The following is a 24,729-nucleotide window of genomic DNA, read 5'->3' as shown; positions in this document are numbered from 1 at the left end:
AACTCCGTTCACATTGGGTCCATGTCCAATCGGGCGTTGTCGTTAAGGAGGGCGTGCGTTATCTCCTCAGCGCCCCAAATTCCAACAAATCCGGGCATTTCAGGTCATTTTCGATGCAAGATCACACGCCGCCCGCCTCCCTCGAAAACGCTATCGCACTGCAAAAATACGGTGTCGGACAGCCTGTTCGACGAAAGGAGGACGACACCCTGGTGCGCGGCAAGGGCAGATACACCGACGATTTCTCCCTGCCCGGCCAAGCCATCTGCTGGATGGTTCGCTCCTCCCATGCCCACGGACTCATCAAGGGGATCGATACGGAAGCCGTCAGGGCGATGCCGGGCGTGCTCGGGGTGTGGACCGGCGCCGACCTCGCGGCCGCCGGCTACAAGCCGTTCACCTGCGGCCTGCCGCTGAAGAACCGCGACGGCTCGCCGCTGCTGCAGACCAACCGCCCGGCGCTGGTAACTGACAAGGTGCGCTTCGTCGGCGATCCCGTCGCCTTCGTGGTGGCGGAGACCGCGGCGCAGGCCCGCGATGCGGCCGAGGCGGTCGAGGTCGACATCGAGCCGCTGCCCGCGGTGACCGACGCCGCCGAGGCGTCGAAGCCCGGCGCGCCGCAGCTCTATGACAACATCCCGAACAACGTCGCGCTCGACTACCACTATGGTGACACCGCCAAGATCGACGCGGCATTCGCCAGCGCCGCGCACGTCACAAAACTCGACATCGTCAACACCCGCGTCGCCGTGGTCTCGATGGAGCCGCGCGTCGCGCTCGCGCATTACGACAAGAAGACCGAGCGCTTCACGCTGCAGGTCCCGACCCAGGGCGTTTCAGGCAACAAGGCGATCCTGGCGCGGCTGCTCAATGTGCCCGCGGACAAGGTCCGCATCCTGACCGGCAATGTCGGCGGCTCGTTCGGGATGAAGAACCTCAACTATCCCGAATACACCTGCATCGCGCATGCGGCGCGCGAGCTCGGGCGTCCCGTGAAGTGGCTCGACGAGCGTTCGACCAGCTTCCTGTCCGACAGCCAGGGCCGCGCCCAGCTGATCCATGCCGAGCTCGCGCTCGACGCCGACGGCAAGTTCCTCGCGGTGCGGTTGTCCGGCTACGGCAACCTCGGCGCCTACATCACCGGCGTCGCGCCGGGCCCGCTGTCGCTCAACACGGGCAAGAACCTCGCCAGCGTCTATCGCACGCCGCTGCTCGGCGTCGACATCAAGACCGTTCTGACCAACACCACGCTGATGGGCGCCTATCGCGGCGCCGGCCGGCCCGAGGCCAACTACTACATGGAGCGGCTGATCGATGCCGCCGCCGACGAGATGGGCATCAACCGCTTCACCTTGCGCAAGCGCAACTTCATCAAGCCGTCGCAGCTGCCCTTCCCCGCCGCCTCCGGCGTCACCTATGACAGCGGCGATTTCGCCGGCGTGTTCCAGAAGGCGCTGGAGATCTCCGACTACGACAACTTCGCCAGGCGCAAGAAGGAGAGCAAGAAGAGCGGCAAGCTGCGCGGCATCGCCGTCGGCTCCTATCTCGAGGTCACCGCGCCGCCGTCTGGCGAGCTCGGCAAGATCACCTTCGAGCCCGACGGCTCGGTGAAGCTCACCACCGGCACGCTCGATTACGGCCAGGGCCACGCCACGCCGTTCGCGCAGGTGCTGTCCGACCAGCTCGGCGTTCCCTTCGAGAAGATCACGCTCGAACAGGGTGACAGCGATCTGGTGCGGTTCGGCAACGGCACCGGCGGCTCGCGCTCGATCACGGCGACCGGCCAGGCGATCGTCGAGGCCTCTGCGCTCGTTGTCGAGAAAGGCAAGAAGGCCGCCGCGCACATGCTGGAGGCCTCCGAGGCCGATATCGAGTTCGGCCAGGGCCGCTTCACCATCGCCGGCACCGACCGCTCGATCGGCATCATGGAGCTCGCCGAGCGGATGCGCGAAAGCAAGATGCCGGAGGGCACGCCTGACACGCTCGACGTCGATCACGCCACCAAGGAGACCGCGTCGACTTTCCCGAACGGCTGTCACGTCGCCGAGGTCGAGATCGATCCCGACACCGGCGTGACGCGGATCGTGCGCTACTCGGCGGTCAACGATTTCGGCGTCGTGGTCAATCCGATGATCGTTGCCGGCCAGCTGCACGGCGGCGTCGCGCAGGGCATCGGCCAGGCGTTGATGGAGGAGGTCAGCTACGACGCCTCGGGCCAGCCGATCACCGGTTCGTTCATGGACTACGCGCTGCCGCGCGCCGGCGACGTGCCGTCGATGCAGGTCGGGGATCATCCCTCGCCGGCGAAATCCAACCCGCTCGGCACCAAGGGCTGCGGCGAAGCCGGCTGCGCCGGCAGCCTGGTCTGCATCGTCAACGCCGTGGTCGACGCGCTGTCGGAATACGGCGTCAAGCACATCAACATGCCGCTGACGCCCGAACGCGTCTGGCGCGCGATCCAGGACGCCAAGGCGAACGCGGCGTAAGGGCGTGTTTGCTCCCTCGCCCCGCTCTTGCGGGAGAGGGTTGGGGTGAGGGGCTCCATCCGGCGAGCACCGTCGTTGTAACTGGAATTGTGCCTTGCCCCTCACCCGGATCGCATCTGCGATGCGATCCGACCTCTCCCCGTAAAGAACGGGGAGAGGTGGAAGGTTACGCCGCCGCCTGCTCGCGCGGTTGGGTGATCGCGATGTGCCAGCAATGCGCGAGCGGCACGCCGTTGCCGAGCACCAGCGCGTCGAGTTCGACGAAGCGGTGGCCCTTCTTGTCGTAATTGCCGGTCACCTTGGCGCGCGCAGTCAGCTCGTCGCCGATCTTCCCCGCCGACAACAGCTGCATCCTCGTGCCGACATGGATCCACGGCCCGAGGATCGCATTGTCGACCAGCACCTTGTTCATCACCCGCGGCAGCAGGCCGGGATGGCCGAGACCTTCGCGTAAGTAGATCGGGTCGGTCTCCCTGATATCGGCGAGATACTCCTTGGCCGCATCGCCCGACCAGTCGCGCGGGATGACGCCGAGCCATTTGCCCTCTTCGTAGGACGAGGCGCTGACCGGCTTGCGTTCGGCAACCGCGGCAACCTGCTTGTAGTCGTCGAGCACGAATGTCGGCACGGAGGCCGGCAGCGATGCGGTGCCGGTGGCGCAGAGCTCGCCGCGGCTGAAGAGCTCGATCGACAGTCCATTGCCGGTTTCCCGGCCGGTCAACTCCGCGATCTCGCCGTCATAGACCGGCTTGACGAAGCGGGCCTCGATCAGGCCGCGCGCGAGGAAATCGCGGCCCCATTTCTCCACCGGCAGATGCATCATGTAGGCCATCACGTCGACGCCGGGCACCAGACCGCCGGAAAAGCCGAACTTCCGCGCCACCGTGTCGTCGTGGATCTTGTTCTCTGACAGTTTCGAGGTGTTGTAGGCCGAGACGCGGTAGGTCTGCGCGGGCGTCGACGAAGGCATGGGGTTTCCCCTTATTTCGGTTGTTTTTCTCAGGCAATCGTAGTCGAACCGGGCAGCGTGACAAGCCTCTCGTTTTGCTCGCAATTTTCCGCACCATGGAGTACACGCAGGCCGTGCCTGCGAACCCGGAATCGATGACTGAAACCCCCGCCCTGACCCGCATCTATGTCGACGCCGACGCCTGTCCGGTGAAGGACGAGATCTATCGCGTCGCGATCCGGCTCGGCGTGCCCGTCAGCGTGGTCGCCGGCAATTTCATCCGCGTGCCGCAGGATCCGCTGATCGAGCGCATCGCGGCCGGTTCCGGCATGGATGCCGCCGACGACTGGATCGCCGAACGCGCGCATGCGGGCGACGTGGTGATAACAGCGGACATTCCGCTGGCGAGCCGTTGCGTCAAGGCCGGCGCCGACGTGATCGCGCCGAACGGCAAGCCGTTCACCGAACAGTCGATCGGCATGACGCTGGCGGTGCGCAATCTGATGACCGATCTGCGTTCGTCGGGCGAGATCACCGGCGGGCCGAGATCTTATTCGCCGCGCGACCGCTCGAATTTCCTGGCGACGCTCGACCAGACCATCCGCCGCATCCAGCGCCGCCGCGCCGAGCAGGCGCCGGCGAACGGGGGTTAGCGCGATGGCTCCGCCTCCTCTGATCCAGCTCAAGGACATCAGCCTGACCTTCGGCGGCACGCCGCTGCTGTCAAGCGTCGAGCTGTCGGTCTCCGCCGGCGAGCGCGTCTGCCTGATCGGCCGCAACGGCTCCGGCAAATCGACCTTGCTGCGGATCGCGGCCGGCCTGGTCGAGCCGGATGCCGGCAGCCGCTTCGTGCAGCCCGGCGCTACCATCCGCTATTTGCCGCAGGAGCCTGACTTCGGCGAGCACAAGACGACGCTGGCCTATGTCGAGGCAGGTCTCGGCCCCGGCGACGATCACTACCAGGCGCGCTATCTGCTCGAGCAGCTCGGCCTCAGCGGCGAGGAAGATCCGGCGCATGTCTCCGGCGGCGAGGCACGCCGCGCGGCGCTGGCCCGCGTGCTTGCGCCCTCGCCCGATATCCTGCTGCTGGACGAGCCGACCAACCATCTCGATCTGCCGACCATCGAATGGCTCGAAGGCGAACTGGAAAGCCGGCGCTGCGCGCTGGTGCTGATCAGCCACGACCGCCGCTTCCTCACCAATCTGTCGCGCACCACTGCCTGGCTCGACCGCGGCCAGATCAGGCAGATCGAGCGCGGCTTCGGCGCCTTCGAGGCGTGGCGCGACGAGGTGCTGGCGGAGGAAGAGCGCGAGCAGCACAAGCTCGACCGCAAGATCGTCAACGAGGAGCACTGGCTGCGCTACGGCGTCTCCGGCCGCCGCAAGCGCAACGTCAAGCGGCTCGGCAATCTGCATGCGCTGCGCGACCAGCGCCGCAACTATCGCGGCGCCACCGGCAACGCCACGCTCGCTGCCGCCGAGGCCGACAAGTCCGGCCGCCTGGTGATCGAGGCGAAGAGCATCGCGAAGGCTTTTGGCGAGCGCAAGATCGTCGATGCTTTCTCGACCCGGATCCAGCGCGGCGACCGCGTCGGCATCGTAGGTCCCAACGGCGCCGGCAAGACCACGCTGGTGCATCTTCTGATCGGCAACGATCCGCCCGACTCCGGCTCGGTGCGGCTCGGGGCCAATATCGAGATGGCGACCCTCGACCAGCACCGCGAGAGCCTTGACCCGAAGCTGACCTTGGCCGAGGCGCTCACCGGCGGCCGCGGCGATCACGTCATGGTCGGTGACAAGTCCAAGCACGTGATCGGCTACATGAAGGATTTCCTGTTCGCGCAGGAGCAGCGCGGCACGCCGCTGGAAGCCCTCTCCGGCGGCGAGCGTGGCCGGCTGATGCTGGCGCGTGCGCTGGCCAAGCCGTCGAACCTCTTGATCCTGGACGAACCGACCAACGACCTCGATCTCGAGACCCTCGACGTGCTCGAGGACATGCTCGGCGATTACGAAGGCACGGTGATCCTGATCAGCCATGACCGCGACTTCCTCGACCGCGTGGTGACATCGGTGATCGTGCCCGAAGGCCAGGGACGCTGGATCGAATATGCCGGCGGCTACTCCGACATGCTGGCGCAGCGCGGCGCCGACGTGAAGCGCGAGACGGTGAAGGCGGAAGCCGCGGCCGAGGAGAAAAAGGAAGCCAGGGCCGCAGCGCCCGAAGCAGCGCCCAGGCGCCGGCTGAGCTTCAACGAGAAGCACGCGCTGGAAACGCTGCCGAAGACGATCGACAAATTGCACGCCGAGATCGCCAAGCAGCAGAAGCTGCTCGACGATCCCGACCTCTATGCGAAGGATCGCAAGAAATTCGACGCGGCTTCAGCGGCGATCGCCAAGGCGCAGGACGAACTCGCCGCCGCGGAAGACCGCTGGCTCGAACTCGAAGTGCTGCGCGAAGAGATTGAGCAGGCATGAAGCACATGGAAATGATCGTCATTGCGAGGAGCGAAGCGACGAAGCAATCCATGGCTCCGCACATGCGGATGGATGGATTGCTTCGCTCCGCTCGCAATGACGGAAGCTGTGAAATGGAGCTAATCCGATGACCACGCCCCTCGCCGCCAAGATCGCCAGGGAATACGGCACGCCCTGCGCCGTGATCGACATGGACCGGGTCGAGCGCAACATCGCGCGGATCCAGAAGGCTTGCGACGAAGCCGGCGTCGCCAACCGGCCGCACATCAAGACCCACAAGAACCCGATGCTGGCGCAGCTGCAGATCAAGGCCGGCGCCAAGGGCATCACCTGCCAGAAGCTCGGCGAGGCCGAGATCATGGCCGATAGCGGCATCGACGACATCCTGATCAGCTACAACCTGCTCGGCGACGAGAAGATGGCGCGGCTCGGCGCGCTGCAGGGCAAGGCCAATGTCACCGTCGCCGCGGACAATTCCGTCGTGATCGGCGACCTGCCGAAGGCGGCCGCCGCGTCCGGCCGCCCACTCTCCGTCGTGGTCGAATGCGACACCGGCCGAAAGCGCGCCGGCGTCGAGACACCGGCCGAGGCGATCGCGCTGGCGCGCGAGATCGCAAGCTCGAAGGGCCTGAGCTTCGCGGGCTTCATGCTGTATCCGACCGAGACCGGCTGGGCGGATGCGCAGAAATTCTACGACGAGGCGCTGGCCGGCGTGCGCGCCCACGGCCTCGATGCTGCCATCGTCTCGACCGGCGGCACGCCGAACCTCGTCAATCTCGGCAGACTGAAGGGCGGCACCGAGCACCGCTTCGGCACCTACATCTACAACGACCGCATGCAGGTCGCCGCCGGCGTCGCGACCTGGGACGATTGCGCGCTGCATATCTATTCCACCGTCGTCAGCCGTGCCGGCCCCGAGCGCGGCATCCTCGATGCCGGCTCCAAGACGCTGACGTCGGATACCGGCGGCCTCGAAGGCCACGGCCTGATCCTCGAACATCCCGAGGCCAAAATCGCCCGCTTCGCCGAGGAGCACGGCTTCCTCGACCTCTCCCGCAGCAACACCCGGCCGAATGTCGGCGACGTGGTGCGGATCGTGCCCAATCACGTCTGCGTCGTCGTCAACATGATGGACGAGGTCGTGATGGTGCGCGGCGACGAGATCATCGGCGCGTTGCCGGTGACGGCGCGCGGGAAATTGCGGTAGGCGCGTTCTTTAGGATGGGTGAAGCGCAGCGATACCCATCGACTCTCAACCGCGTGGCGAGATGATGGGTATCGCTTCGCCCCACCCATCCTACGCATCTACCCGCGGATCAGCGCCTGCAGCTCACGATCCAGCGCCGACCGAAACACCTCGATCGGCCGCGCCAGGCGGCCGGCGGGCGGGCGATGCACGATCCAGGCGCGCACCGCCGGATTGAAATCCGCGATCTTCACGATCTTCAGCCGGCTGCGGATCGGGCTTCGCTTCAGCGCCACCGGCGTGACGAGGCCGATGCCGAGGCCGCGCGCCACCAGCGACAGGCGCAGCTCACTGTCCAGCGCCTCGACCGCGATGTTGAACGGCAGATGCGCCGCATCGAAATGCCGCTTCAAGGTCTGGCGGAAGCCGCAGCCATCCTGGTTGATCACCCAGCCGGTTCGCGACAGCCATTCGAGATCGACTGATTTCGGCGTCTTCATCTCGCGCGCAACGACGAACACCACCGGCTGCGCGCCGAGGTCGGAGGCCTCGAGATCGTCGGGCGGCGCGGTGCCGTCGGGCAGGCAGATCGCCGCCGCATCGAGTTCGTTGCGGCTGACCCGCTCCATGTGGTTGGGCGACCAGCCCGAGACCACGCGCACCGCAAGCGCGGGAAACTCGCCGCGCACCGCATCGAGCGGACCGGTGAGCCCGGCCTCCGACAAGAACGGCGTCAGCCCGAGCCTGAACTCGCCGCGCACAACGCCGTCATTGGCGACGCCTGACTTGAGGTCGTCGAGCATGCGCAGCACACGACGCCCCTGCTCATAGGCCTCAACGCCCGCCGCCGTCGGCCTCAGCGGCTTCGACAGCCGGTCCAAGAGCTGCGCGCCGAGCATCTCCTCGAGATTCTGGATCCGCCGCGTCACGCCGGGCTGGGTCAGGTTCAACCGCGCCGACGCCGCAACGATCGATCCGGTCTCCACCACGGCGACGAACGCCACGAGGTCATGGGTGTTCATAACAATCTCGCATATTCTTCATCATCTTATTTGAATTGTAGCATATTAGGCCGATCCCCTAAAGGGGGCCTCGCCACTTCCTCGCGAGGTCCCATGACCATTTCCGAAGCCACCAAACTCTCCCCGGCCCGCACGGTCTCGGTGCGTCCCCTGATCTGGATCGGCGCCATCACGACCGGCACCGTCGTCACCAATTTGTTTGCTCCGCAGATCCTCGTTGGCCTGATGGGCCGCTCGCTCGGCATGACCGAGCTGCAGGCCGGCCTGATCTCGACGCTGACCCTGCTCGGCTACGCGCTCGGGCTGTTGCTGCTGGTGCCGCTGGTCGACCTCGTCGAGAACAGGCGGCTGATCCTGCGGACCCTCGCCTGTGCCATCATCGCCGCGATCGGCACCGCGCTGGCGCCGACGCCGCTGATCCTGCTCGCCGCAACCTTCGTCCTCGGCGCATCCTGCGCCGCGATCCAGATGGTGGTGCCGCTGGTTGCATCGATGGTCCCGCCGGAGCGGCGGGGCCAGGCGATCGGCGACGTCATGAGCGGCCTGATGATCGGCATCCTGCTTTCGCGGCCGGCGGCAAGCCTGATCGCCGACAGCTGGAACTGGCGCGGCTACTATGTCACCTCGGCCGTCCTGATGACCGTGCTCGCCGGCGCGCTGGCGCGTTATCTGCCGACCTTGCAGCCTGCGGCGAGGGTCAGCTACGGCGCGCTGTTGCGCTCATTTCCCAGGCTGCTGCGCGAGGAGCCGGTGCTGCGCGTCCGCTCCTGGACCGCGGCGCTGGTGATGGCGTCCTTTACCGCGTTCTGGGCCGCGGTGGCGCTACGCCTGCCGGACGCACCGTTCAAGCTCGACGCCAAGGGAATCGCGCTGTTCGCGCTGATCGGCGTCGCAGGTGCGGCAGCGACGCCGATCGCCGGGCGCTGGGGCGACAGGGGCTTCGCGCGGCCGTTGCTGATCGTCTCGCACCTTCTCATCGCCGGTTCGCTGGCGCTGTGCGCCTGGGCCGGCATGATCGAGTCGCGGATCGCGGCTCTCTCCTTGCTTGGCGTCGGCGCCGTGCTGCTCGATTTCGGCATCACCACCGACCAGACGCTCGGCCGCCGCGCCGTCAATCTGCTGCAACCCGAGGCGCGCGGCCGGATCAACGGCCTGTTCGTGGCGCTGTTCTTCATCGGCGGCGCGGTCGGCGCGGCAGCCGCGTCCACGGCCTGGAGTTATGGTGGATGGACCGCGGTCTGCGCGGTCGCCGCCACGTTCGGCGTGCTCGGGTTCATCACCGACATCGCGACGAAGACCGGCTCGGAATGAGCCGCATCTCGTAGGATGGGTGGAGCGCAGCGATACCCATCAACCTTTTCCAGCGCGGCACCATGATGGGTATCGCTTCGCTCCACCCATCCTACGAAGCTACGACTTTAACCATTGCAACGCGCCCTTCCCGGCTGCGACACCCGTCGCGAACGATGCCTGCAACAGATAGCCGCCGGTCGGCGCCTCCCAATCGAGCATCTCGCCGGCCGCGAAGACGCCGGGTAGCCGCCGCACCATGAAATGCGCGTCGAGCTCGCTGAACGCGATCCCGCCCGCGGTCGAGATCGCGCGATCGATCGGCGCGATGCCGGTGAGCTGAACCGGAATCGCGTTGATCAGCTGCGCAAGCTCTGGCGGCGAGAACGATGTCAGTGGCCGGCCCGACGCAATCGCCGCCTCCTGCATCAGGCCGATGCCAACAGGAGAGACTTGCGCCGCCTTGCGCAGGAAATTCGCGAGCGACTGCTTGCCGCGCGTCCCGGACAGGCGGGTGGTCAGCGCGGCGGCGTCGAGGTCCGGCCGCAGCGCGATCGTCAGCGTCGCCTGCCCGATACCCAGCACCGCCTCGCGCAATTCTGCCGACAGCGCGTAGATCGCGCCGCCTTCGATGCCCGTGCGGGTGACGACGGCCTCGCCGCGCACGGTGTGCGGCCCGATCGTGAGAGCGACGCCCTTGAGCGGCTGCCCCTCAAACCGGTCGCGGAAGATATCCGACCACGCGACGGTGAAGCCGGAATTGGCCGGTCGCATCGGGGCAACAGCAACGCCCTTCGCCGCAAGGAGCTCCGCCCAGGCGCCATCCGAACCGAGCCGCGGCCAGCTCGCGCCGCCGAGCGCCAGCACGGTGACATTGGCGCTAACCGCGCGCACGCCGTCCGGGGTCTCAAACAGCAGTGCGCCCTGCGCGTCCCATCCGATCCAGCGATGCCGGAATGCGAATGCAACTCCCGCAGCATCGAGCCGCCGCAGCCAGGCACGCAGCAGAGGCGATGCCTTGAATGCCTTGGGAAACACGCGGCCGCTCGTGCCGACAAACGTCGGCTGCCCCAGCGCCGCGCACCAGGCGCGCAAGGCATCCGGCGAAAACGCCTCGACCGTGGCTTTGAGGCGCGGCATCGCCTCGCGATAGCGCGCAAGGAAATCCGGCAGCGGCTCGGAGTGGGTGAGATTGAGCCCACCGCGGCCGGCCATCAGGAATTTGCGGCCGGCCGACGGCATCGCGTCGTAGACGGTGACGGCAACGCCACCTTGCGCAAGCACCTCCGCCGCCATCAGGCCGGCGGGGCCGGCTCCGATGACGGCGACCGTCATGCTCAGAGCTTGATCCCGGCTCGCGCGGCGGCCTGGGCGACATATTTCTGCGTCTGCTCGAAGGCGCCCTGCAGCGCCTTCGCGGTCGACATGTCGCTGATCGCGTTGAAGTGCGCGGCGACGCCGTCCGGCGTCCACTCCGACTGCGGCAGGTTGACGCCTTCGGTTTCCAGCACGCGGATCACCGCGAACGAGCCGGCGCCGGCGCCCATGATGGTGCGGGTCGGCGCGTCCTCCGAGAGCAGGAATTCGACCGCCGGCGTGATCGCCTCCGGCTTCATCAGCTGCAGCGCCTGCGGCGGCAGCAGCTCCTCGGTCATACGGGTCGCCGCCGTCGGCGAGATGGTGTTGACCTTGATGTTGTTCTTGCGGCCCTCTTCAGCGAGCACGTTCATCAGGCCGACCATGCCGGCCTTCGCCGCGCCGTAATTGGCCTGGCCGAAATTGCCGAACAGGCCGGACGACGAGGTCGTCAGCACGATGCGGCCATAGTTGCGCTCGCGCATGCCGGCCCACACCGCCTTGCAGCAATAGAAGGTACCGGTGAGATGCACGTCGAGCACCTTGGCCCAGTCGGCGACCTCCATCTTGGCAAACGATTTGTCGCGCAGGATGCCGGCATTGGCGCAGAGCAGATCGACGCTGCCCCATTCCTTGGTGGCGCGCTCGACCATCGCGGTGACCTGCTCGAAATTCGAGACGTCGGCGCCATCGGCCGTCGCGGTGCCACCGGCCTTGCGGATCTCCTCGACCACGGTCTCGGCCGGCGACAGCGAGCCGCCGGTGCCGTCGCGCGCGCCGCCGAAATCGTTGACCACGACCTTGGCGCCGCGGCTGGCGAGCCCGAGCGCATGCGCCCGTCCAAGACCATTGCCCGCGCCGGTGACGATAGCGACGCGTCCGTCAAACCTGATTGCCATGCTTGTCGTTCCTGCTCTGACTTCCCTTCTCCCCTTGTGGGAGAAGGTGGCGCGCGCAAGCGCGCCGGATGAGGGGTCTGTCTCCGCGAGCGCACGTGAGAGTCGTTTCGTGGAGACAGACCCTCACCCGGCTTCGCGTGCCGCGAAGCCACCCTCTCCCACAAGGGGAGAGGGTGTATACGCGCGCGATTGGCAGCTTTTGAGCAGCGATGGATGGCCGGGTCAAGTGCGGCACTGACCGGCCAAGGGGGGCGCGTTAGACCGCAGGGGTCATCGATCCGCAGGGCTTCAAGCTTTTGAGCAGGTGCCCGCTCCAGCACTCGTGATGCTCCTGGGCGTAGCTCATCGAGCCAATCAGAAGCAAACCGACTACGACTAATCCGGCGACGATGTTTTGCACCATGGCTGCCACTCCCGGGACCGCACCGCCTAGAGGCGGCATGATGGACACCAGGGGCCGAAGCCGTCAATGCACTACTTGGACGAGGCGCGCTCGCTCCACCTCTCCTGCTTGCACGAAAGGTGGAGCTACTCAACTATCCCTCAGCTGAAACTCAACTGTTGCTTAGCTGAAATAGATCAGCCCGAGCCAGTCGGCGACCAGCGCGGGCTTGTCCTCGCCCTCGATCTCGACCGTAACATTGGTGCGCGACAGCAGTTCCTTCGGCTTGCGCAGCGTCGCTTCCGCCAGCACGAAGCGGCCGCGGACACGCTTGCCGGAGCGCACCGGCGAGATGAAGCGCAGCTTGTCGAAACCGTAATTGACGCCCATCGCAGTGCCCTCGAGCACCGGCATCACCTCGTAGGACATGATTGACAGCAGCGACATCGTCAGGAAGCCGTGGGCGATCGTGGTGCCGAACGCGGTTTCCTTCTTCGCGCGCTCGGGATCGACATGGATGAACTGGTGATCCTCGATCACGTCGGCATAGGTATCGATGCGGCCCTGATCGAGCAGGTGCCACGAGGACACGCCGATCTCCTTGCCGACCATGCCCTGGTAGGTTTCCAGCGACACCGGCGGCTTCTTCCAGACTTCGTTCATTGGCTGACCTCCTAACCGGAGGTCCGCACTTTCTGCAGCTCCGGAAATTCTTCCTCGCGGAACTCGGCTCCGCGCAACGCATCTGTGCGATTATCGTCATGTTCGAGCCGACGCAACTGCACCCGGCGGATTTTTCCGGAGATCGTCTTCGGCAGTTCGGTCACAAGCTCGATCTTGCGGATGCGCTTGAACGGCGCGAGCCTCGTGTGCAGGTGCTGGAAGATCGACAGCGCCGTCTCGGGGCTGCGCTCGACACCGGAAACCAGCAAAACGTAGGCCTTGGGGATCGCGAGCCGGATCGGGTCCGGGCTCGGCACCACGGCGGCCTCGGCCACCGCGTCGTGCTCGAGCAGCACGCTCTCCAGTTCGAACGGCGAGATGCGGTAGTCGGATGATTTGAACACGTCGTCGGTGCGGCCGACGAAGGTGAGATAGCCCTCGTCATCGGTGAACACGACGTCGCCGCTGCGATAGATCTCGCCATCGGTGCCGATCAGCCTGCCGTCGTCGCCCTGATAGCCCTGCATCAGGCCGGCCGGCCTGTTGGCGCCGAGCAACAGCGTCACCTCGCCCTCCTTCGCGGCGTGGCCGTCACTGTCGGTGACCTGCACGCGATAGCCCGGCAGCGGCCGGCCCATCGAGCCGACCCTCACTTTCTGCCCCGGCGAGTTGCCGGCCAGCGCCGTGGTCTCGGTCTGGCCGTAGCCGTCGCGGATGGTCAGGCCCCAGGCCGATTTGACCTGGTCGATGATCTCAGGATTGAGCGGCTCGCCGGCGCCGCAGACTTCGCGCAGCGAGACCTTGAAGCTGGCGAGATCCTCCTGGATGAACATCCGCCACACCGTCGGCGGCGCGCACAGCGTGGTGACGCCGCAGCGGCCGATGATCGAGAGCAGTCCCTTTGCCTCAAAGCGTGGCTGGTTGGCGATGAAGATCGTCGCACCGGCATTCCACGGCGCGAAGAAGCAGCTCCAGGCATGCTTGGCCCAACCGGGCGAAGAGATGTTGAGATGGACATCGCCGGGCTGCAGCCCGATCCAGTACATGGTCGAGAGATGGCCAACCGGATAGCTGCGCTGGCTGTGCCGCACCAGCTTCGGCTTCGCCGTGGTGCCCGAGGTGAAATAGAGCAGCATCGGGTCGTCGGCGTTGGTCGGGCCGTCGGCGGTGAAAGCGTCCGACGCCTTCGCCGCATCCTCGAACGGCAGCCAGCCGTCCTGCGTTTGCGCCGCGCCGACCACGATGCGGACGAGGCTGTCGCTGCCGAGGCCTGCGAACTTCGCGACCTGTTCCTGGGTTGCGACCACCGCCCTCGCCTTGCCGCGATCGAGCCGGTCGCGCAATTCGTCCGCGGTCAACAGCGTGGTCGCGGGGATCACGACGACACCGAGCTTCATCGCCGCCAGCATGGTCTCCCACAGCGGCACCACATTGCCGAGCAGCAGCAACAGATGATCGCCGCGCTTCAGCCCCTGCGCACGCAGGAAGTTTGCAACTTGATTTGAACGGCGCGACAGCTCGGCGAACGACAACTTGGTCTCGTTGCCACTGGCGGCATCGACGATCCACAGCGCTGGCCGGTCGCGGCTGTCGGCATTGCGCGCGAGCTCGGCGTCGAACCAGTCCAGCGCCCAGTTGAACGGCACCGGATCCGGCCAGCGGAATCCCTTCACCGCAGCGTCGTAGTCGGTGCGGTGCTTGAGCAGAAAGGCGCGTGCGTCTTGAAATGTGGTCATCCGGCTTCTCCACATCCGCTGTCGTCATCCCCGCGCAACGCTTCGCGTTGTCGCTGGAGGAGCCGCGCTATGCGCGGCGTCTCGAAGGATGACGCAATAGAATTACTTTCCAGCGAGGCTGCGAACGTGCTGGATAATTCCGGAAAAGTCGACCCCGCCATGGCCCGACGCGTCGAAGTTCTTATAGAGCTCCTGCGCATGCTTGCCGAGCGGCGTCACCGCGCCGGCGGCATTGGCGGCGTCCTGTGCCAGCGTCAGGTCCTTCACCATCAGATTCGAGGCGAAACCCGGCTTGTAGTCGTTGTTGGCCGGCGAGGTCGGCACCGGGCCGGGAACCGGGCAATAGGTCGTCAGCGACCAGCACTGCCCCGACGAGGTCGAGGCGACGTCGAACAGCGCCTGGTGCGACAGGCCGAGCTTTTCGGCCAGCACGAAGGCCTCGCCAACCGCGATCATGGAGATGCCGAGGATCATGTTGTTGCAGATCTTGGCCGCCTGCCCCGCACCGCCGGCGCCGCAATGCACGATCTTCTTGCCCATGTTGGCCAGCATCGGCTGGGCCGCCGCGAAGGCCTGTGCTTCACCGCCGCACATGAAGGTCAGCGTCGCGCCCTTCGCTCCGCCGGTGCCGCCGGAGACCGGCGCATCGACCGAGGCCATGCCGTGCTTGGCGGCGAGCGCATGCGCCTGCTTGGCGCTTTCGACGTCGATGGTCGAGCAATCGATGATCAGCGCGCGCTTGGCCATCGCCGGAAGCACCTCGTTCCAGACGCCGAGCACATGCTTGCCGGCCGGCAGCATGGTGATGACGACATCGGCGCCCTTCACGGCAGCAACGCCGCTCTCGGCGATCGCAGCACCGTCGCTCTTGGCCTGATCGCGGGAAGCGGCGACCAGATCGAACGCGGTCACCTTGTGGCCGGCCTTGACCAGATTGGCCGCCATCGGCCCGCCCATATTGCCGAGCCCGATGAATGCGACGTTTGCCATGGGAAGTCCTCCGCTTGCGACGTTTCTATTTGCTGTCAGGAAATTTCAATTCGGCGGCGCCGATCTCGGCAAAGTAAGGCGCCAGCATCTCAGGGGTGACGTCCTCGATCCTGGGCGGCGACCATTTCGGATTACGGTCCTTGTCGATCACGGCGGCACGCACGCCCTCGCGGAAATCGTCGCTGGCGAACACTTCGAGCGCTGCGCGATATTCCCGCACCAGGCACTCCTCCAGCGTCTCGGTCGCCCGCGCCAGCCGTAGCAGCTTCAGTGTCACCACCATGCCGCGCGGCGATTTTTCGCCGAGCGTCTTCAGCGTCGCCTGCGCCAGGTCGGAACCGTCGGCCGTCAGCGCCGCAATGATCTCCTCCATCCGGCCGCGCGCGAACCAGCCATCGATTTTGGCCTGCATCGCGGCGACGGGGCCAGCCTTCTCGCCGGTGGCAAAGCCTGCAATCAGCCGGTCGATCTCGGCCGAGCTGGTGCGAGGGGCGACCTTGGTCAGCGCCTCGCGCAACGCGGGCAGCTTGGCGCTCGGCACCACGGCGTCGGCAAACCTGGCGTAGATCGCATCGGGCCCGTTCATGGTGGTGCCGGTGAGACCAAAATAGGTGCCGATCTCGCCCGGCGAACGCGACAACAGATAGGTGCCGCCGACGTCGGGGAAGAAGCCGAGCCCGACCTCGGGCATCGCGAGCTTGGTTCGCTCCGTCACGACGCGGTGGCGGCTGTGCGCAGACAGCCCGACGCCGCCACCCATCACGATGCCGTCCATGAACGCGACATAGGGCTTTGGAAATTGCTTGATCCGCGCGTTGAGGATGTACTCGTCGCGCCACAGGATCTTGCCGAGATCGCCCTTGACCTTGGAGCTTTCCCAGAGCGCGCGGATGTCGCCGCCGGCGCACAGCCCGCGCTCGCCGGCCCCTTCCAGCACGATCACGGCAACGTCGGGATCGGCCTCGAACGCGTCGAGCGCCCTGTCGATGTCGTGGAACATCTCCAGCGTCACGGCATTGATCGCCTTCGGCCGGTTGAGCCGGATGATGCCGGCCGCCCCTTCCTTGCGCGCAATCAGATCGCCTTCCGCGGCCACATCGTTCATCGCGCGCCCTCGATCAATTTGCGCGACACGATCAGCCGCATGATTTCATTGGTGCCTTCGAGGATCTGGTGCACGCGCAGATCGCGCACGATCTTCTCGACGCCGTATTCGCTTAAGTAACCGTAGCCGCCGTGCAATTGCAGCGCCTGGTTGGCGACCTCGAAGCCGACATCGGTGCCGAACCGCTTGGCCATCGCACACAGCATGGAGGCGTCCGGATCTTTGCGGTCGAGTGCGGCGGCCGCGCGCCACAGGAAGGTGCGTGCGGCCTCCAGCTCGGTCGCCATGTCGGCGATCTTGAATTGCAGCGCCTGGAATTCGTCGAGGCGTTTGCCGAAGGCCTTGCGATCCTTCATGTAGGCCAGCGCCTTGTCGAGCGCCGTCTGCGCACCGCCGAGCGAGCATGCGGCGATGTTGAGGCGGCCGCCGTCGAGGCCAGCCATCGCGATCTTGAAGCCGATGCCCTCTTCGCCGAGCCGGTTCGCGACCGGCACGCGGGCATTCTCGAACATCACGGCGCGGGTCGGCTGCGCATTCCAGCCCATCTTGCGCTCGTTGTTGCCGAACGACACGCCCGGCGTTTTGCCGTCGATCACGATCGTCGAGACGCCGCCGGGACCGTCGCCGCCGGTGCGCACCATCGCCACCAGAAGATCGGTGCTGCCGGCGCCCGAGATGAACTGCTTCTGGCCGTTGAGCACGTAATCATCGCCGTCGCGCACCGCGCGGGTGCGCAACGCAGCCGCATCGGAGCCCGCGCCCGGTTCGGTCAGGCAGTAGCTCGCGATCAGCTCCATGGTGCAGAGCTTCGGCAGCCATGTGCGGCGCTGGGTGTCGTTGCCATAGGCGTCGATCATCCAGGACGCCATGTTGTGGATCGAGATGAAGGCCGACGTAGTCGGGCAGCCCGTCGCCAGCGCCTCGAAGATCAACGCGGCGTCGAAGCGCGTCATCGCCGAGCCGCCGACGTCGTCCTTGATATAGATGCCGCCGATGCCGAGGCCAGCGGCCTCGCGCATCACATCGACCGGAAAGTGCTTCTTTTCGTCCCATTCGAGCGCGTGCGGCGCGATCTTTTCCGCCGCAAACGCCCGCGCCATGTCGCGAACCGCGATCTGGTCCTCGTTGAGAGCGAACTGCATCGCGCCGCCTACCCTTGAAGGCTATGTGTCGTCATTGCGAGGAGCTGAGCGACGAAGCAATCCATTCCTCCACGCGGGGGATAGATGGATTGCTTCGTCGCGCTCGCAATGACGGCTCTGGAAATCACTTCATCGTCGGGATCGAGAACTCCGCACCGTCCTTGACGCCGGACGGCCAACGCGAGGTCACGGTCTTGGTCTTGGTGTAGAAGCGGACCGAGTCCGGACCGTGCTGGTTGAGATCGCCGAAGCCCGACTTCTTCCAGCCGCCGAAGGTGTAATAGGCGATCGGCACCGGGATCGGCACGTTGACGCCGACCATGCCGACATTGACCTTGGCCGCGAAGTCGCGCGCCGCGTCGCCGTCGCGGGTGAAGATCGCAACGCCGTTGCCGTAGTCATGGTCGGACGGCAACGCCAGCGCCTCGTGATAGTCCTTGGCGCGCACCACCGAGAGCACCGGACCAAAAATCTCTTCCTTGTAGATCCGCATGTCCTTGGTGACGTTGTCGAACAGCGAACCACCGAGATAGAAGCCGTTCTCGTAGCCCTGCATCTTGAAGCCGCGGCCGTCGACCGCGAGCGTCGCGCCTTCCTTGACGCCGATGTCGATGTAGCTCTTGACCTTCTCGACCGCCTCACGGGTCACCAGCGGACCGTAGTCGGCCGACGGATCGACCGAGGTGCCGATCTTGAGCGACTCGACGCGCGGGATCAGCTTGTCCATCAGCCGGTCGGCGGTGGTCTTGCCGACGGGAACCGCGACCGAGACCGCCATGCAGCGCTCGCCGGCCGAGCCGTAGCCGGCGCCGATCAGCGCATCGACCGCCTGGTCCATGTCGGCGTCGGGCATGATGATGGCGTGGTTCTTGGCCCCGCCGAAGCACTGGCAACGCTTGCCGGTCTGGGCGGCGCGCTCATAGATATACTGGGCAATGGGGGTCGAGCCGACGAAGCCGATCGCCTTGACGTCGGGATCGTCGAGGATGGCGTCGACCGCTTCCTTGTCGCCGTTGACGACATTGAGGATGCCAGCCGGCAGGCCCGCTTCGATCATCAGTTCGGCGAGCTTCATCGGTACGCCGGGATCGCGCTCCGAGGGCTTGAGGATGAACGCGTTGCCGCAGGCAATCGCCGGCGCGAACTTCCACATCGGGATCATCGCCGGGAAATTGAACGGGGTGATGCCGGCGACGACGCCGAGCGGCTGGCGCATCGAATAGATGTCGATGCCGGGACCGGCGCCCTCGGTGTACTCGCCCTTCATCAGATGCGGGATGCCGCAGGCGAACTCGGCGACCTCGAGGCCGCGCTGGATGTCGCCCTTGGCGTCGGGAACCGTCTTGCCGTGCTCGCGCGCCAGAAGCTCGGCGAGCTTGTCGTAGTCGCGCTGCACCAGCTCGACGAACCTCATCATGACGCGGGCGCGGCGCTGCGGGTTGGTGGAGGCCCATTCCGGCTGCGCGGCTTTGGCGTTCTCGACCGCGGCGCGGACTTCGGCCTTCGAGGCCAGCGCGACCTTGGCCTGGACGTCGCCGGTCATCGGCTCGAAAACGTCTGCGGTACGGCCCGAGGTGCCCTTGACCTCCTTGCCACCGATGAAATGTCCGATTGAGCGCATGGATAAACCTCCCTGAAGGACCTGAATCGCCAGCCGGCCGGCGGGATCACTTTACAAACCCTATTGACCCTGCATTTTATAGGATTCAAGTCCGATAAATTGCACCATAGATGTGCGGAAATGCTGGATCAAGGCGGCGGCACAATCGACTGGGACGACTTCCGCTTCGTGCTTGCCATCGTGCGCGGCGGGTCGGTTTCGGCTGCCGCCAAGCAGCTCGGCGTCGATCATGCCACAGTGATCCGCCGTGTCGACCGGCTGGAGCGCCACCTCTCCGCAAAACTGTTTGATCGGCGCAAGACCGGCTACCTGCTGACCGAGGCCGGCCAGCGCGTCGCCGACAGCGCGGAGGCGATGGAATCCACTATCGTCGCCAACCAAGAGGCGGTCGGCGGCTCGCGCGCCCACCTCACCGGCACGGTGCGGATCGGTGCCCCCGACGGCTTCGGCAGTCACTTTCTGGCCTCGCGGCTGGTCAAGTTCACCGAGCGGTATCCCGATCTCGATCTGCAGCTCGTCGCCACCGCGCGGCTGTTCTCGCTCTCCAAGCGCGAGGCCGACATCGCGATCAGCCTGACCATGCCGAAGGAAGGCCGCATCGTCGGCCGCAAGCTGCTCGACTACACGCTCGGGCTTTATGCCGCACCCGCCTATCTGGCGCAGGCGCCCAACATTGCCGCGCGCGCCGATCTGCCGCGGCACCGCTTCGTCGGCTATATCGAGGAGCTGCTGTTCACGCCGGAGCTCGACTATCTGCCGCAGGTCTCGCCAAAGATCTCCGCCAAATTCCGCAGCGCCAACCTGATCGCCCAGCTCAACGCCACCATCGCCGGCTTCGGCATCGCCGTGCTGCCGCACTTCATGGCATCAGCCCACCCCGAGCTGCAGCCGGTGCTGCGCGACGAGGTGCGGATCTCCCGCACCTTCTGGCTCCTGATGCACGCCGACAGCAAGGACCTCGCCCGCATCCGCGCTGTGGCGGATTACATCTACGAGACCGTGGAAGCCGAGCGCGCGCTGTTCAGCCGGCCATAGGGCTCGGCGACGTCATCCGGCGGATCGGATGCCGCGCGGGTCGGTATCCCGGTTCGATGCGACGTAGTCGACCTCGCCACGCGAGATGCCGATATCCATGAGCTCCCGATCGCTCAGGCTGCCGAGGTCGGCGCGCAGCCGCTCCCATTTGCGCCATTCCCGAATTGAGTCCCAAAAGCTCTTGAAGGCGCCGGAGGCCCGCGGCGTCGGTGCGCTCGCCTCGGCTGAACGCGTTGGGCTGTAGGTCGTGCTCATTGCAGCACCTCCAGGTTCGTTCCGTCAGGACACGGTACCGGGGCGTGCGCGAGCGCACTTGACGGGCAGCTTACATTTTCCTCACCGGCAGCTTATTCTTGGCGCCTGAGGTGCTGCCAAAGCGCTGATGGCGATCATCGGACGCATACCCAAGGGATTCGCGGCTTGCGCTATCTCTTCGAGGAGTACGCACTCGACACGGACCGGCGCGAGCTGCATCGCGGGACGGACGTGGTCTCCGTCGCGCCACAGGTATTCGACCTGCTCGACTTTCTGATCCGCAACAGGGAGCGCGTCGTCAGCAAGGACGATCTCATCGACGCCATCTGGAACGGGCGCTGCGTGTCCGATGCCGCCCTGACCACACGCTTCAACGCTGCGCGAAGCGCGATCGGCGATTCCGGCCAGCAGCAGCGCCTCATCAGGACACTGCCGCGCAAGGGCTTCCGGTTTGTCGGCGCGGTCCGGGAAGAGCGGACGCCGGCAAGCGCGGCAACGGCCGTTCCCCCCGAACCGCGACAGCCACCCCTCAATCTCCCCGACAAGCCCTCGATTGCCGTGCTGCCGTTCCAGAACCTCAGCGCCGACCCGGAGCAAGAGTATTTCGCCGACGGCGTCGTGGAAGACATCACCATGGCGCTGTCGCGATTTCGTTGGCTGTTCGTGATCGCGCGCAATTCGAGTTTCACTTACAAGGGCCGGCCCGTGGACATCAAGCAGGTCGGCCGCGAGCTTGCGGTGCGCTATGTGCTCGAAGGTAGCGTGCGCAAGGCCGGAAATCGTATTCGTATCGCCGGTCAGCTTATCGATACCGAAACCGGCGCACATCTCTGGGCGGACCGCTTTGATGGTGCGCTCGAAGATATTTTCGATCTGCAAGACCAAGTGACTTCTACCGTCGTGGGCGCAATCGCGCCGATGCTGCAGCGCGAGGAAATCAAGCGAGCCAGGCGCAAGCCAACCGAGAATCTGGATGCATACGACTATTACCTGCGTAGATTGGCGATCGTTCGTCGGTGGACCAGGGAAGCGAACAGCGAAGCGCTCCAGCTCTTCAGCAAGGCGATCGAGCTCGATCCAGGTTTGGCGTGCGCCTATGGCATGGCCGGATGGTGCTACATCCAACGCAAAGCGCGCCACTGGATGATCGATCGTGTGCAGGAAAGTGCCGAAGCTACACGGTTGGGCTGGAAGGCAGTGCATCTGGGAGCAGACGATCCGGCCGCGATGTGCATGGGTGCATATGTACTCGCCTTTATAGCCCATGAATTCGACGACGCTGTCGCCTTCGTGGATCGCGGACTGGCGATCAATCCGAACCTGGCGCAAGCATGGCACCTTGGTGCCTGGGTGAGAGCGTTCAGAGGTGAACCGGACCTCGCGCTTGACTACGCGATGCGTGCCATGCGCCTGAGCCCGCTCGATCCGTCCATGTACGGCATAAACGGAGCGGTGTCGTATGCGCATTTTCTCTCCGGCCGCTACGACATGGCGTTGTCATGGGCCGAAAAAGCATTGCGCGACAATCCGGATTTCCTGCTGGCCATCTGCATGTTCGCAGCCAGCAACGCACTCACCGGACGCCTTGAGGCGGCACAAAAGGGCATCGCACATGTACGCGAACGCGATCCCGATTTGCGCATCTCCAATCTGGGAGAGCTGGCACCATTTCGGCGAGCGAAGGATCTTGCGATTTTTACCAAAGGCCTTCGCGCAGCCGGGCTCCCCGAATGAAGGTGAGTTCGCGGCTCACCCCGGCAGCAGGATCGAACCGGTCAACTGTATCGGCGGCGGATTACATCTGCGAGACGGTGGAAGCCGAGCGCACGCTGTTCAGCGGGGTGTGATGCGGGCACATCACCGTCATCCTGAGGAGCGCGTAGCGCGTCTCGAAGGATGCACGGCCCGGCTCGTGGCCGTCGATCCTTCGAGGGCCGCTGAAGACGCGGCCACCTCAGGATGACGGGTTCAAAAGCGGAGCGTGCCCTTAGTTCACCTTGGCCTTCTTCGCCGGCGACTTGACCGCAGCCGCGCGTCCCAATACAGCCTCGCGTCCGGCGCCCAGGATCTCGTCGGACATTTCGCCGTTGCCGGCGATCCGCGACATCACGATGGTGCCCATCATGGTCGCCAGTGTCGCCATCGCCTGCTTGCGCGCGGTCTTGCGCGGCACGTCCTGGATCTGGTCGGTGATCATGTCGATCATCTGGTCGAGCTTGAGCGCAAAGGCCTTGCGGGTCTTCGGGCTTTCGCGGGCGATCTCGGCGCCGAGCGCCGGCACCGCGCAGCCCTGGCCGGGATCGTCGCGATGGGTCGCCGACACGTAGCCGTCGACGATGGTCGAAAGCCGCTTCTCCGGCGCCACTTCCGCGGTCACCTTGCGCCAGCGCTCGGTGGCGCGGTCCATCGCATAGTTGAAGGCCTCGATCACCAGCGCCTCGCGCGAGTCGAAATGCGCGTAGAAGCCGCCATGGGTCAGCCCGGCGTCCTTCATCAGGTCGGCGACGCCGATGCCATGGGCGCCCTTCTCGCGCAGCCGCGTCGCGGCCTTCTTCACGATTCGCGCGTGGGTCTCCTGCTTGTGTTCTTTCGAATAGCGCATGCCGGTCTCATGGAATGTTTCTAATCATATAATAGCAGATTTGCGCCGGGAATGCTGCAGTTATTTCGCGTTATCAGCCGCTTTGGGTTCCCCCGCCGAGCATCGAGAATGTCGCAGTCGCGTGCACCGCAAGATTGCCCCTGCCGTCGCGGACGAAGCCCTCGGTGTAGCTGGTCTGGCGGCCGAGCTTGATCACCTTGCCCTCGGCCGAAATGGTTCCGGAGCGCGCCGAGAGCGGGCGCAGATAGGTCAGCTTGAGGTCGAGCGTGACCGAGGTCTGCCCCGCCGGCAGCAGGGTCGAGATCGCGCAGCCCATCGCGGTATCGAGCAGCGCCGCGGCGGTCGCGCCGTGCAGCAGGCCGATGGTATTCTCCAGGCTCTCATGCGGCTCGAGTTCCATCACAATCCGCCCCTCCTCGACCACGGCCACGCGGAAGCCGATCAGTTTGGCCATCGGCGGCGGCGGCAAACGGCCGTCGCGGATCGCACGCATTGCCTCGATCCCGGACATCGGCATCGCCGCCCTGGCGACCGGCCCGGGCGCCTGCCATTCCACCACGCGCGTGCGCGTCAGCTCGGGGGAATGAAGATCTGATGTCTCGGCGGCGGTCATGATGGCTCCATTTATATGATGCTCATAATTCTATCTAACCGCATCCGCCGGCGCAACCGCGGCGCCCATGCTTGACAGGGACCTGCTTTGTCCGGGACATGGCGCGATCAATTCCTGCGCCGGAACCATTCCATGGACATGCTCAATCCCCACTGCGGCATCGACCGCGACGACAGAGGCGTCGTCCGCCTCACCATCTGCAACGCCGGCAAGCTGAACATCGTCAGCTCGGCCGTGACCAACGGCGTGCGCGAAGGCTTTGAGCATCTAGCCGCCGATCCGGCCATCCGTGCGGTGATCCTGGCCGGCGAAAGCGAGCGCAGCATGATCGGCGGCGCCGACATCAAGGAGATGGCGAAGCTCGACCAGAAATCCGCCGAAGCATTCATCAGCCGCTTGCGCGACCTCTGCGAGGCGGTGCGCAAATTCCCCGCGCCTGTCATCGCCCGCCTGCCCGGCTGGTGCCTCGGCGGCGGCCTCGAGGTTGCGGCCGCCTGCGACGTCCGTGTCGCCGCGCATGACGCGATGTTCGGCATGCCTGAGGTCAAGGTCGGCATCCCCTCGGTGATCCACGCCGCGCTGCTGCCGCGCCTGATCGGCTGGGGCCGCGCCCGCTGGCTGATGATGACCGCGGAGAACATCGACGCCCCGACCGCGCTCGCCTGGGGCCTGGTCGATACGGTAGCAAAGCCCGGCGGCCTCGACGAGGCCGTCGAGCACACCGTCAAGGCGCTGCTGGAATGCGGCCCCGAGGCGCTGCGCATCCAGAAGGATCTGCTGCGGCAATGGGAAGAGCTGCCGCTGACCGAGTCGGTCAACCTCAGCGTCGGCGTGTTCGGCAAATCGTTCCAGACCGGCGAGCCGCAGCGGCTGCTGCAGGGTTCCTGGATCGGAAGAAATAGGAAATAGCAGGACGCGGATC

21 protein-coding genes are annotated in these 24,729 nt (G+C 65.7%); 8 read left to right on the top strand and 13 right to left on the bottom strand.

Annotated features, from left to right (window positions below):
- Window positions 1-113 precede the first annotated feature (113 nt).
- A complete protein-coding gene (locus AKN84_RS00730; RefSeq protein WP_050418869.1) occupies window positions 114-2,486 on the top strand; it encodes a xanthine dehydrogenase family protein molybdopterin-binding subunit in 2,373 nt (790 codons plus the stop codon).
- Between the two features lie 166 nt (window positions 2,487-2,652).
- On the opposite strand, the gene AKN84_RS00725 is transcribed toward AKN84_RS00730, so the two are convergent.
- Window positions 2,653-3,456 carry a hotdog family protein gene (locus AKN84_RS00725; RefSeq protein ID WP_050418868.1) on the bottom strand — a complete coding sequence of 268 codons (804 nt, stop codon included), beginning with the start codon at window positions 3,454-3,456 and terminating at the stop codon, window positions 2,653-2,655.
- A 134-nt stretch (window positions 3,457-3,590) separates the two neighbouring features.
- On the opposite strand from AKN84_RS00725, the gene AKN84_RS00720 reads away from it, so the two are divergent.
- The 3 genes from AKN84_RS00720 to AKN84_RS00710 all read left to right on the top strand — a co-directional run bounded on the left by AKN84_RS00720 (window position 3,591) and on the right by AKN84_RS00710 (window position 7,117).
- A complete protein-coding gene (locus tag AKN84_RS00720; RefSeq protein ID WP_050419062.1) occupies window positions 3,591-4,088 on the top strand; it encodes a YaiI/YqxD family protein in 498 nt (165 codons plus the stop codon).
- Between the two features lie 4 nt (window positions 4,089-4,092).
- The gene (locus AKN84_RS00715) at window positions 4,093-5,910 is read left to right on the top strand and encodes an ABC-F family ATP-binding cassette domain-containing protein (RefSeq protein WP_050418867.1); all 1,818 of its coding nucleotides are present in this window, start codon (window positions 4,093-4,095) and stop codon (window positions 5,908-5,910) included.
- 127 nt (window positions 5,911-6,037) lie between these two features.
- On the top strand, window positions 6,038-7,117 hold the full coding sequence (locus tag AKN84_RS00710) for a D-TA family PLP-dependent enzyme (RefSeq protein WP_050418866.1): 1,080 nt from the start codon (window positions 6,038-6,040) through the stop codon (window positions 7,115-7,117).
- A 98-nt stretch (window positions 7,118-7,215) separates the two neighbouring features.
- Here the strand turns inward: AKN84_RS00710 and AKN84_RS00705 are convergent, their stop codons facing one another.
- Entirely contained in the window at window positions 7,216-8,118 is a 903-nt protein-coding gene (locus tag AKN84_RS00705; RefSeq protein ID WP_050418865.1) for a LysR family transcriptional regulator, read from the bottom strand.
- Between the two features lie 93 nt (window positions 8,119-8,211).
- Between AKN84_RS00705 and AKN84_RS00700 the strand changes: the two genes are divergently transcribed.
- Window positions 8,212-9,429, top strand: coding sequence for an MFS transporter (locus tag AKN84_RS00700; protein ID WP_050418864.1), 1,218 nt, complete (start codon window positions 8,212-8,214; stop codon window positions 9,427-9,429).
- 99 nt (window positions 9,430-9,528) lie between these two features.
- Here the strand turns inward: AKN84_RS00700 and AKN84_RS00695 are convergent, their stop codons facing one another.
- The 8 genes from AKN84_RS00695 to AKN84_RS00655 all read right to left on the bottom strand — a co-directional run bounded on the left by AKN84_RS00695 (window position 9,529) and on the right by AKN84_RS00655 (window position 19,302).
- Window positions 9,529-10,743, bottom strand: a complete 1,215-nt coding sequence (locus AKN84_RS00695; protein ID WP_128970289.1) for a BaiN/RdsA family NAD(P)/FAD-dependent oxidoreductase — start codon at window positions 10,741-10,743, stop codon at window positions 9,529-9,531.
- Between the two features lie 2 nt (window positions 10,744-10,745).
- On the bottom strand, window positions 10,746-11,663 hold the full coding sequence (locus AKN84_RS00690; RefSeq protein WP_050418863.1) for an SDR family NAD(P)-dependent oxidoreductase: 918 nt from the start codon (window positions 11,661-11,663) through the stop codon (window positions 10,746-10,748).
- Between the two features lie 565 nt (window positions 11,664-12,228).
- Complete coding sequence (locus tag AKN84_RS00680) at window positions 12,229-12,708, bottom strand: MaoC family dehydratase (RefSeq protein WP_050418862.1); 480 nt, start codon at window positions 12,706-12,708, stop codon at window positions 12,229-12,231.
- Between the two features lie 11 nt (window positions 12,709-12,719).
- Window positions 12,720-14,444: an AMP-binding protein gene (locus AKN84_RS00675; protein ID WP_050418861.1), complete on the bottom strand. Its 1,725-nt coding sequence runs from the start codon at window positions 14,442-14,444 to the stop codon at window positions 12,720-12,722.
- A 102-nt stretch (window positions 14,445-14,546) separates the two neighbouring features.
- A complete protein-coding gene (gene mmsB, locus AKN84_RS00670; RefSeq protein WP_050418860.1) occupies window positions 14,547-15,434 on the bottom strand; it encodes a 3-hydroxyisobutyrate dehydrogenase in 888 nt (295 codons plus the stop codon).
- 25 nt (window positions 15,435-15,459) lie between these two features.
- Window positions 15,460-16,539: an enoyl-CoA hydratase/isomerase family protein gene (locus AKN84_RS00665; protein WP_050418859.1), complete on the bottom strand. Its 1,080-nt coding sequence runs from the start codon at window positions 16,537-16,539 to the stop codon at window positions 15,460-15,462.
- Window positions 16,536-17,681 (bottom strand): isobutyryl-CoA dehydrogenase, encoded by a 1,146-nt coding sequence (locus tag AKN84_RS00660; RefSeq protein ID WP_050418858.1) that lies wholly within the window; start codon window positions 17,679-17,681, stop codon window positions 16,536-16,538. Before AKN84_RS00660 ends, AKN84_RS00665 begins: the two co-directional genes overlap by 4 nt.
- Window positions 17,682-17,805: 124 nt before the next feature.
- Window positions 17,806-19,302, bottom strand: a complete 1,497-nt coding sequence (locus tag AKN84_RS00655) for a CoA-acylating methylmalonate-semialdehyde dehydrogenase (protein WP_050418857.1) — start codon at window positions 19,300-19,302, stop codon at window positions 17,806-17,808.
- A 120-nt stretch (window positions 19,303-19,422) separates the two neighbouring features.
- Here AKN84_RS00655 and AKN84_RS00650 point away from each other — a divergent pair, with 120 nt between their 5' ends.
- Window positions 19,423-20,337, top strand: coding sequence for a LysR family transcriptional regulator (locus tag AKN84_RS00650; RefSeq protein ID WP_050418856.1), 915 nt, complete (start codon window positions 19,423-19,425; stop codon window positions 20,335-20,337).
- Window positions 20,338-20,349: 12 nt separating this feature from the next.
- On the opposite strand, the gene AKN84_RS00645 is transcribed toward AKN84_RS00650, so the two are convergent.
- Window positions 20,350-20,592, bottom strand: a complete 243-nt coding sequence (locus AKN84_RS00645; protein ID WP_050418855.1) for a DUF1127 domain-containing protein — start codon at window positions 20,590-20,592, stop codon at window positions 20,350-20,352.
- A gap of 165 nt (window positions 20,593-20,757) precedes the next feature.
- Between AKN84_RS00645 and AKN84_RS00640 the strand changes: the two genes are divergently transcribed.
- On the top strand, window positions 20,758-22,326 hold the full coding sequence (locus tag AKN84_RS00640; protein ID WP_050418854.1) for a winged helix-turn-helix domain-containing tetratricopeptide repeat protein: 1,569 nt from the start codon (window positions 20,758-20,760) through the stop codon (window positions 22,324-22,326).
- A gap of 253 nt (window positions 22,327-22,579) precedes the next feature.
- On the opposite strand, the gene AKN84_RS00635 is transcribed toward AKN84_RS00640, so the two are convergent.
- On the bottom strand, window positions 22,580-23,194 hold the full coding sequence (locus AKN84_RS00635) for a TetR/AcrR family transcriptional regulator (RefSeq protein ID WP_050418853.1): 615 nt from the start codon (window positions 23,192-23,194) through the stop codon (window positions 22,580-22,582).
- A gap of 73 nt (window positions 23,195-23,267) precedes the next feature.
- Window positions 23,268-23,807, bottom strand: coding sequence for a PaaI family thioesterase (locus AKN84_RS00630; RefSeq protein ID WP_050418852.1), 540 nt, complete (start codon window positions 23,805-23,807; stop codon window positions 23,268-23,270).
- A gap of 132 nt (window positions 23,808-23,939) precedes the next feature.
- On the opposite strand from AKN84_RS00630, the gene AKN84_RS00625 reads away from it, so the two are divergent.
- Window positions 23,940-24,716 (top strand): enoyl-CoA hydratase, encoded by a 777-nt coding sequence (locus AKN84_RS00625; RefSeq protein ID WP_050418851.1) that lies wholly within the window; start codon window positions 23,940-23,942, stop codon window positions 24,714-24,716.
- Window positions 24,717-24,729: the final 13 nt, after the last annotated feature.

It is taken from the genome of Bradyrhizobium tropiciagri (assembly GCF_001189845.1).
Lineage (GTDB): Bacteria > Pseudomonadota > Alphaproteobacteria > Rhizobiales > Xanthobacteraceae > Bradyrhizobium > Bradyrhizobium tropiciagri.
This window is presented reverse-complemented; position numbering and strand designations above follow the sequence as displayed.

Coding starts and splice junctions, on each gene's coding strand:
- AKN84_RS00730 (WP_050418869.1), top strand. CDS start 114: ATGCAAGATCACACGCCGCCCGCCTCCCTCGAAAACGCTATCGCACTG.
- AKN84_RS00725 (WP_050418868.1), bottom strand. CDS start 3,456: ATGCCTTCGTCGACGCCCGCGCAGACCTACCGCGTCTCGGCCTACAAC.
- AKN84_RS00720 (WP_050419062.1), top strand. CDS start 3,591: ATGACTGAAACCCCCGCCCTGACCCGCATCTATGTCGACGCCGACGCC.
- AKN84_RS00715 (WP_050418867.1), top strand. CDS start 4,093: ATGGCTCCGCCTCCTCTGATCCAGCTCAAGGACATCAGCCTGACCTTC.
- AKN84_RS00710 (WP_050418866.1), top strand. CDS start 6,038: ATGACCACGCCCCTCGCCGCCAAGATCGCCAGGGAATACGGCACGCCC.
- AKN84_RS00705 (WP_050418865.1), bottom strand. CDS start 8,118: ATGAACACCCATGACCTCGTGGCGTTCGTCGCCGTGGTGGAGACCGGA.
- AKN84_RS00700 (WP_050418864.1), top strand. CDS start 8,212: ATGACCATTTCCGAAGCCACCAAACTCTCCCCGGCCCGCACGGTCTCG.
- AKN84_RS00695 (WP_128970289.1), bottom strand. CDS start 10,743: ATGACGGTCGCCGTCATCGGAGCCGGCCCCGCCGGCCTGATGGCGGCG.
- AKN84_RS00690 (WP_050418863.1), bottom strand. CDS start 11,663: ATGGCAATCAGGTTTGACGGACGCGTCGCTATCGTCACCGGCGCGGGC.
- AKN84_RS00680 (WP_050418862.1), bottom strand. CDS start 12,708: ATGAACGAAGTCTGGAAGAAGCCGCCGGTGTCGCTGGAAACCTACCAG.
- AKN84_RS00675 (WP_050418861.1), bottom strand. CDS start 14,444: ATGACCACATTTCAAGACGCACGCGCCTTTCTGCTCAAGCACCGCACC.
- mmsB (WP_050418860.1), bottom strand. CDS start 15,434: ATGGCAAACGTCGCATTCATCGGGCTCGGCAATATGGGCGGGCCGATG.
- AKN84_RS00665 (WP_050418859.1), bottom strand. CDS start 16,539: ATGAACGATGTGGCCGCGGAAGGCGATCTGATTGCGCGCAAGGAAGGG.
- AKN84_RS00660 (WP_050418858.1), bottom strand. CDS start 17,681: ATGCAGTTCGCTCTCAACGAGGACCAGATCGCGGTTCGCGACATGGCG.
- AKN84_RS00655 (WP_050418857.1), bottom strand. CDS start 19,302: ATGCGCTCAATCGGACATTTCATCGGTGGCAAGGAGGTCAAGGGCACC.
- AKN84_RS00650 (WP_050418856.1), top strand. CDS start 19,423: ATGCTGGATCAAGGCGGCGGCACAATCGACTGGGACGACTTCCGCTTC.
- AKN84_RS00645 (WP_050418855.1), bottom strand. CDS start 20,592: ATGAGCACGACCTACAGCCCAACGCGTTCAGCCGAGGCGAGCGCACCG.
- AKN84_RS00635 (WP_050418853.1), bottom strand. CDS start 23,194: ATGCGCTATTCGAAAGAACACAAGCAGGAGACCCACGCGCGAATCGTG.
- AKN84_RS00630 (WP_050418852.1), bottom strand. CDS start 23,807: ATGACCGCCGCCGAGACATCAGATCTTCATTCCCCCGAGCTGACGCGC.
- AKN84_RS00625 (WP_050418851.1), top strand. CDS start 23,940: ATGGACATGCTCAATCCCCACTGCGGCATCGACCGCGACGACAGAGGC.